This is a genomic window from Alphaproteobacteria bacterium (assembly GCA_030680745.1).
GTDB lineage: Bacteria > Pseudomonadota > Alphaproteobacteria > JAUXUR01 > JAUXUR01 > JAUXUR01.
This window is the reverse complement of record JAUXUR010000015.1, coordinates 1-7,635: the sequence shown is the minus strand read 5'-3', so window position 1 is coordinate 7,635 and position 7,635 is coordinate 1. Positions and strand designations below refer to the sequence as shown.

Below are 7,635 nucleotides of genomic sequence, written 5' to 3'. Positions count from 1 at the left end.
AGAGGGATCGCTTTATCAATAGGCTTACCGTCTTTTCCAAGAGGGATCGCTTTATCAATAGGCTTACCGTCTTTTCCAAGAGGGATTGTTTTATCGATAGGCTTGCCGTCTTTTCCAAGAGGGATCGCTTTATCAATAGGTTTGCCATCTTTTCCAAGAGGGATCGCTTTATCAATAGGCTTACCGTCTTTTCCAAGAGGAGGTGTTGTTGACTTAAATAGAGCATCAGTAGAAAGAGCTGCTGCTGGGCCTACGGGGGCTATAGCTGCAGGATCAGCTGGAGGTGCAACTGGCGCTACGCCGGGATCAGCTGGAGGTGCAACTGGCGCTACGCCGGGATCAGCTGGCGGTACTACTGGCGCTACGCCGGGATCAGCTGGCGGTACTACTGGCGCTACGCCGGGATCAGCTGGCGGTACTACTGGTGGCACAACTGGCGGTACTACTGGTGGCACAACTGGCGGTACTACTGGTGGCACAACTGGCGGCACTACAGGTGGTACAACTGGCGGCACTACAGGTGGTACAACTGGCGGTACTATAGGCGGTACAACTGGTGGTACTATAACAGGTGGCACTATAATAGGTGGTTGGGTATTATCAATAATAATGGGTGGTTGAGTATTATCGATAATTATCGGTGGTTGGGTATTATCGATAGGTGGCAATAAACCGCCAAATATCCCCCCCAAAAGATTTACCGCATCATCGATAATTGGTGGTATAAAGCCTGGATCTACCGGTGGAGGGGGCATAAAGCCTGGATCCATAGGGGGTGGAGGCATAAAGCCTGGATCCATAGGGGGTGGGGGCATAAAGCCAGGATCCATAGGAGGTGGAGGCCCTTGAGGTACCACAACAACTGGAGGTCTGGGCGCTGATGGCATAATAATTACTTCAGGCTCTTGTGGAGGCGCCTGCTGAATAATAGTTTTTGTTTTAGGTGGTTTAGGTTTTTTAACTGGTGTAGTGAAAAGCGTTACACCTTCGGGTTTAATTTCTTCTTTTGATCCACAAGCTTGTGGATTATTCATTTTATATTCAGCATTATTACATGCATTTTTCGCATCCTCACTCTGACAGAAAGGAACATTATCTTCCCTATAACTTGAATATGAACATGGGAAAGTATTATCAGCTTTTTGACATGATTCAGTATTGTTTTCTCTAAAATTAGTATTAGAGCAAATATTTATTTTATCTAATGCTGTGCATGTTTCACTATTTTCATCACGAAATGCTTGGACACTACACGGGTTTTTTTGGACAAGCTCAGTACACATGTCCTGATGATCGTTAAGATATTCCTGATATTGGCACGGATTCGTCGGCGCTGTGGCTTCTTCAGCTTGAATTGTTGTCGGGCTAAGTGATAAGAGAAACAAACTTAAGCCGAGACAAGCCATCTTTATCATTTTCATAATAGACAACCTCCAGAATTATTGTTTTCTACTATAATATTACCATAATATAGCTATAAATGTTATATAATTTTAATCTATACTTATATTTAGTATTATAATTACTTTTTTCTGCAAAAAATTATGAATCCATTCATTGATATTGTTTATAAATTCTGTTTGCTTTATGATGGGTCACTTATGGTGTTAAAATTTTTATATACATGGAATATCGATGTCTTTATCTAAAAAATTACAAGCAATACTTGAACGTTTTAAAGAACTGGAAGCAGGGCTTGAAAAAGCATATGAATTAGATGTTCAAACTTATACAAATTTGACAAAAGAAGTGGCTGAAATTAGGCCGATTGCTGAAAAAATCATTGAACTTCAAAACGTTGAAAGTGAGCTTGCTGATTTAAAAAATCTTTTAGATGACCCCAATACAACAAATGATTTTAAAGAAATGGCTGACGATGAATATCAGGCATTAAGAAAAAAACTACCAGAATTAGAGCATGAAACTCAAATTTTATTGTTGCCCAAAGATCCAATTGATGAAAAAAATGCGATTCTTGAAGTACGCGCAGGAACGGGTGGTGAAGAGGCCGCCTTATTTGCAGCTGAACTTTTTCGCATGTATCAACGTTATGCGGAAATTAAAGGCTGGCGTTTCGAAGTGCTTAATTTTGATGATACGGGTATTGGTGGTATCAAAGATGCAAGCGCTACTATTGCAGGACAAGGTGTTTTTGGACGTCTAAAATATGAATCGGGTGTGCATCGCGTACAACGTATTCCTAAAACAGAATCAGGTGGGCGTATTCATACGTCAGCTGCAACTGTTGCTGTATTATCTGAAGCTGAAGACATCGATGTCCACATTGAAGAAAAAGATTTAAGGATTGATGTCTTCCGTTCCAGTGGACCAGGCGGACAATCCGTTAATACAACCGATTCTGCAGTCCGTATAACCCATATTCCCACGGGCATCGTTGTGCAACAACAAGATGAGAAGTCACAACATAAAAATAAAGCGAAAGCACTTAAAATTTTACGCGCCCGTATTTTTGAAGTAGAACGGCAAAAAGTAGATCAAGAACGCGCACAATCTAGAAAATCCCAGATTGGTTCAGGCGACCGCTCCGAACGCATTCGTACTTATAATTTTCCACAAGGTCGCGTATCTGATCATCGTATCAATTTAACGCTTTATAAAATTGATCAAGTGATGGAAGGCAGCGGTTTAGATGAATTTATTGATGCTTTAACGACAGAAGATCAGGCCCAGAAATTAGCAGAAGCCAGCGAATAAAGAACTGCTCACCTTTTGGGCAGTTTATACAAATTATAGAATTTGTTGAAGTGTTTCAGCAAGTTTTAATAAAGCTGGCGCAAAAATCAACAACAACAAGGCCGGTAAAAAACATAAAATCAGTGGTAAGGACAATAATACACCCAGTTTTTGTGCTTTTTCTTCAATCAAAACCATCGCATCACTACGCATATCTTGCGCTAATATTTGAAAAATTTGCGTAAGGGGTGTACCAAAAGTTTCTGCTTGTACAAAATAAATTGATAATGTTTTAAGTTTTGTTTGCGGTAATTTTTGAGCACTCAGGTCAAAAGCTGTGACAAAGCTTTCTCCTTTTTTAAGTTCATTCAGGATTTCTTTTAAGAAGTTAGTAAATTCGGGTGAAGATTGTTCAAAAAAAGAAAGTATTTTTTCTATTGTTTGAGGCATTGAAATACCTGCTTTTAAAAATAAACATAAAAGATCTAAAAAATCAGGCAATTTTTGATTAATATTTTGTGTTTCTTTATTTTTTAAAGATTTCAAAAATAATATATAAAGAATGCAATAGAAAAAACTTAATGCAATGGCGAAAGCGATTTTTTCAGATATTAATAATCCTATTATGAATATAATTAATGTGCCGATTAAATGTCCTAACATTATTTTTTGTATATTATTATAATACTTAAATGGCATTATATTTTTGTAATAATTTTGACTATTTTTATTAAAAGCTTTTAAGAATTTTTTGTCAGGTGATGCAAATCCAAGGGATTGGTTAATGAGTTGTATTAATTTAATTTTTTGTATAACAAAATATGTAACGCACAACAGACTAAAAATAATACTGAAAATAATAAAATTATCCATGTTTAAACCGCGTTAATTGAAACATCCAAAAAAAACCTATCCCCCAAAAGCCAAAAGCCATCAATAACACTAAAGACGCGTTTGGATTTTTTAAAAAATCCGCAATGTAATTTGGGTTCAATATCCACAACGCTAAAAATAATCCAACAGGTAAAAATCCAATAAGATATATTGAAAAACGTGCTTCCGCAGATAAGGCTTTTGCTTTCTGTGCTAATTTTTTCTTTTCGCGTAAAAGAGCATAAAGATTTTCAAGCATTTCTTTGATGCTTGTGCCTGTTTCATATTGCAAGGAAAGAATCGTTGTGAAATATTGGTAGGATTGAAGCGGATATAAAATACTTGATTCTTTGAACGCTAATGTAATGTCTTTTCCTATAGCGATTTCTTTCAATATACGGCCTATTTCTTGACCAAAACAGCTTGGATGTTGTGAGAGAATCTCTAAAGCCTTAGACATAGGAAGTCCTGCACTTAGAAGACGCGCTAATTGTTCTAAATTATTCATAAAATTTGTTTCAAAAAATTTAAAATTTCGTTGTTTTACATAATATAGGTATGACTTCTTAAGGATATATAAGGCAAATAATATTAGAAACAAATAAAGAGATATAAAATAAGATCCAATGATAATACATAAATAAAGAGAATTTAAATTCAGTTTTGTTTTTTTATTTTTTTTGAAATTAAGCAAATCTTCAATCTGTAGATTTCTTCTTTTTTGTGCAATCAAAAAATAACATAAATTTAATAGTATAAAAATTAATAATGTGCCGATAATAATGAATTGAATATTATTCATATAAATTACACTGAACTTAACAAATTTAGAATTTCATCAGCACAATTGACTTCATCTTGAATTTTCATTTTTTCAGCCTTCACTAAAAAGGAAGGCCTATCACAAAGCTGAATATAGCTACCCTCTTGAATATTTAATCTAAAAAGATCCTGAATAAGAATATGTTGATCATCTGTACTTAAGATTTCTGAAATAGCTGTAACGCGACGCACACCATCTTGCATACGTTCTAAATGAACAATGATATCAATGGCTCCCTTAATCAGATCTTTAAGCACAAAACTTTGGCTTGATAATCCTGCTAAATAGGCCATGTTTTCAAGTCGTGCGAGCGCTTCTTTAGGTTCGTTTGCATGAATGGTTGACATCGATCCTTGATGGCCGGTATTAAGTGCTTGCAGCATATCAATGACCTCTGGGCCACGAACTTCACCAATAATGATACGATCAGGACGCATGCGTAACGCATTACGGACAAGATCCCGAATTGTGATCTCGCCTTGGCTTTCAAGATTAGGTGGGCGTGCTTCTAAGCGAATGACATGCGGCTGCATTAGCCTTAATTCTGCGGTATCCTCAATTGTAATAATGCGTTCATTCGGTGAAATATAGGCTGAAAGTGCGTTCATTAAAGTCGTTTTGCCAGCACCCGTACCGCCAGAAATTAAAATATTAAGGCGTGATTGAATGAGTAATTTTAAAAATTCTTCTATTTTAGGGGATAAACTTCCCTTTTCAACCATTTTATCCAAAGAAATCCCAGATTTTCGAAATTTACGGATAGATAAAACGATACCTGACAGACTCAAAGGCGGTAAAATAATGTTCACGCGACTATCATCGTCAAGACGTGCATCAACCATAGGTTTCGATGCATCAACACGTCTACCCATGCGATTAGCAATACGTTGTGCAATTTGAAGCAAATGTTTTTCATCACGAAAATATAAGGGTGTTTTTTGAATCTGACCTTCTTTTTCAATTAACACATCAAAAGGACCATTCACGAAAATATCTGTAATTTTATCGTCTTTAAGTAGGGTTTCAAGCGGCCCAAAGCCAAGCATGTCATGAATTAAATAATCCGCATAAAAATCTTCTTGTTTTTGACTTAAGAATAATTTTTCATCATTGGCAATTTTATGAATCAGTGTATGAAATAAGTTTTTAATATGAGTATCATCATGTAGGGATAAATCTTGAAGGTCTAATTCTTCTTTTATTCTTTGCGTTAAAATCTCGATAATTTCTTCTGATAAGAAATTATTATATGTGATCGTATCATGTGATTCTTTGACAATTAATTTTTTAGAATCAAATTCGTGAAATGTATCATCCTTAACAATTTTCTTCTTGCCAAAAAATTTTTTCATGCACTTTTCTTTCGAAACCAAGATGTTTTAGTACGTGCTGACCCCCAACCACCAATATCATCTATTAACGGGTGAAGTGCTTTTGGTATTTTTATAGATTTATGCCAAAATTCTTCTTCAGCTTTATACGGATTCATGAAGATATCAAAATCGATTGAGTGGTTCAGCTTTTTTTTAAATAAAAAAGGTGCAATAAATTCAGGCGCAAATTGATTCTGGACTATTTGAAAATTAAGGTCCAATTCTTTGAGTCTTATTAAATCACGCAAAGATTGAAGGCTATAATCACTCACACAAATTGTTTTTTGAGCCTGCCCTTTTAAAAAAGCTAAAGTTGAAAACATAAAATAAGGTATATGCATAATGACGTAGTGATAATGCATTTTACTATAATTTGTGATCAATTCTAAATAATCAGTATTGATAGTGAAAGCATGATCAAAAGAATCTAAGCTTGAAAGAAGTGATAATTTAGAATTTACAGACACAATAGATCTTTTAAGCATTAATGTATCGAACCCATCAGCCTGATCAAATAAATGTTTTGTTTCTTGAATATTAGGCATGTGCGCCCAAAGTGAAAAAGGTGAAATATATGGATCAAGATCAATAAGTAAAGTATTTTTGTGATGTATTTGAGAGAGGGACCAGGCTGTATAAAAAGAAAGATGCGACGCGCCTAATAGTGGTTTTGTCCCTAAAAATAAAACCAATCGGCCCCTTTTTTCTTTTTGGGAGATAAACTGACCGCGCTGCAATAATCTATTTATTGTTTTTTCAATGAGCTCTTTTGATATGGGTTTAACCAAATAATCGCTTACACCAAGCGATAATAATTCACGAAAAAAACCAACGTCATTACGTGTGCCTAAAGCTATCACATGAACGCCTGGTTCAGTTACCTCTGCCAATTCTTCCATTTTATTAAGTGGTAAATTTTCGTGATCAATATCAATAAATAAAATTTTGGGTGATACTGATTCTTTCAAATAAACAATGGCGTTCTGAATCGATCCTTTTTGAATAAGACTTGATGTTGAAATGGATACACAATTTTGAATAATAGAAAGACTATGATTGTCTTGTACGAACGCAATAATATCAAGCGCTTTATTTGGTAAAGCTTTTTGAGTCAGACCAAACATTTTCAATTTCCCTTGATTGTATTTTTTTATCGTTGAAGACGTCAATTTTTTCAGAAGCTATGCCTGGCGTTAAAGAAGATGATTCCTTTAAATCATAAGGATCTTCAAGCATTAACCCTAAATTTGTTTGTTGCGTGCAGCCTAAATTACTAAGCTTTTTATTTTCTTTGGTGCTGGGTATAGGGCTCGACCAATCAGGACAGATTGGTAATATAGCTGTATAAGTAATAAGGTCAACTTTTAAAAAACTACGCAAATAAACATCTTTATAAAAATCTATTTTTTTGGGTTTAAGACCGTTTTTTAAAAGTAGATGTTGCATTTTTTGTCTAAACGCGACTGGTGTTTTAGGTGAGTAATAAAATTTCACGCGTAAAAAGGGGGCGTTTATAAATTCTTCCAAAAATAATTTAAATTCATCAATTTTATGTTGATCCATTTGATCAAAAACAAAATTCTCTGTTTTTTCAATAAAACCGAGTTGTTTGGGTTGAGGGATATAATGATATTCTTGTTTGGCACAGCTGGATAGGAATAAAATAAATATAAGTAAAGTTGGATAATTAGTTGTAATTTCAAAGCACTCTCTATTTCTTCTCGGCTTCACTCCACACTTCCTACGTCCCGCGGCCATATCATTACCCATAAGTATGACCAAATGTATTTTGAAATATTTCGCGAGCCTTAATATGTTCATATAGGGCACGTAATCCCTTCCACATAACTATTGGTCCTGGATCTCCATCAT

Annotated in this window: 7 protein-coding genes; 1 reads left to right on the top strand and 6 read right to left on the bottom strand. The window is 35.2% G+C overall.

Translation table 11 applies throughout. The features are described 5' to 3' along the window. Window positions 1-1,421, bottom strand: a 1,421-nt coding sequence (locus Q8L85_01000) for a hypothetical protein (protein ID MDP1723265.1), incomplete at its 3' end; no start/stop codon positions are given. 214 nt (window positions 1,422-1,635) lie between these two features. Here Q8L85_01000 and prfA point away from each other — a divergent pair. Beyond that, window positions 1,636-2,715: a peptide chain release factor 1 gene (gene prfA / locus Q8L85_00995; GenBank protein MDP1723264.1), complete on the top strand. Its 1,080-nt coding sequence runs from the start codon at window positions 1,636-1,638 to the stop codon at window positions 2,713-2,715. Window positions 2,716-2,748: 33 nt separating this feature from the next. Here the strand turns inward: prfA and Q8L85_00990 are convergent, their stop codons facing one another. Genes Q8L85_00990 through Q8L85_00970 form a run of 5 tightly spaced genes read right to left on the bottom strand, consistent with a single transcriptional unit; the run spans window position 2,749 to window position 7,494 of the window. After that, on the bottom strand, window positions 2,749-3,567 hold the full coding sequence (locus Q8L85_00990; GenBank protein ID MDP1723263.1) for a type II secretion system F family protein: 819 nt from the start codon (window positions 3,565-3,567) through the stop codon (window positions 2,749-2,751). Further along, entirely contained in the window at window positions 3,560-4,369 is an 810-nt protein-coding gene (locus Q8L85_00985) for a type II secretion system F family protein (protein ID MDP1723262.1), read from the bottom strand. Before Q8L85_00985 ends, Q8L85_00990 begins: the two co-directional genes overlap by 8 nt. Before the next feature lie 5 nt (window positions 4,370-4,374). Then, on the bottom strand, window positions 4,375-5,742 hold the full coding sequence (locus Q8L85_00980; GenBank protein ID MDP1723261.1) for a CpaF family protein: 1,368 nt from the start codon (window positions 5,740-5,742) through the stop codon (window positions 4,375-4,377). Continuing rightward, on the bottom strand, window positions 5,739-6,887 hold the full coding sequence (locus Q8L85_00975) for a hypothetical protein (protein MDP1723260.1): 1,149 nt from the start codon (window positions 6,885-6,887) through the stop codon (window positions 5,739-5,741). Before Q8L85_00975 ends, Q8L85_00980 begins: the two co-directional genes overlap by 4 nt. Next, a complete protein-coding gene (locus Q8L85_00970; GenBank protein MDP1723259.1) occupies window positions 6,853-7,494 on the bottom strand; it encodes a CpaD family pilus assembly lipoprotein in 642 nt (213 codons plus the stop codon). The genes Q8L85_00975 and Q8L85_00970 overlap by 35 nt, the downstream gene beginning before the upstream one ends. Between the last annotated feature and the right edge of the window lie 141 nt (window positions 7,495-7,635).

Bases quoted from the DNA above. Each gene is read 5' to 3' on its own strand.
- prfA (MDP1723264.1), top strand. From the start codon at position 1,636: ATGTCTTTATCTAAAAAATTACAAGCAATACTTGAACGTTTTAAAGAA.
- Q8L85_00990 (MDP1723263.1), bottom strand. From the start codon at position 3,567: ATGGATAATTTTATTATTTTCAGTATTATTTTTAGTCTGTTGTGCGTT.
- Q8L85_00985 (MDP1723262.1), bottom strand. From the start codon at position 4,369: ATGAATAATATTCAATTCATTATTATCGGCACATTATTAATTTTTATA.
- Q8L85_00980 (MDP1723261.1), bottom strand. From the start codon at position 5,742: ATGAAAAAATTTTTTGGCAAGAAGAAAATTGTTAAGGATGATACATTT.
- Q8L85_00975 (MDP1723260.1), bottom strand. From the start codon at position 6,887: ATGTTTGGTCTGACTCAAAAAGCTTTACCAAATAAAGCGCTTGATATT.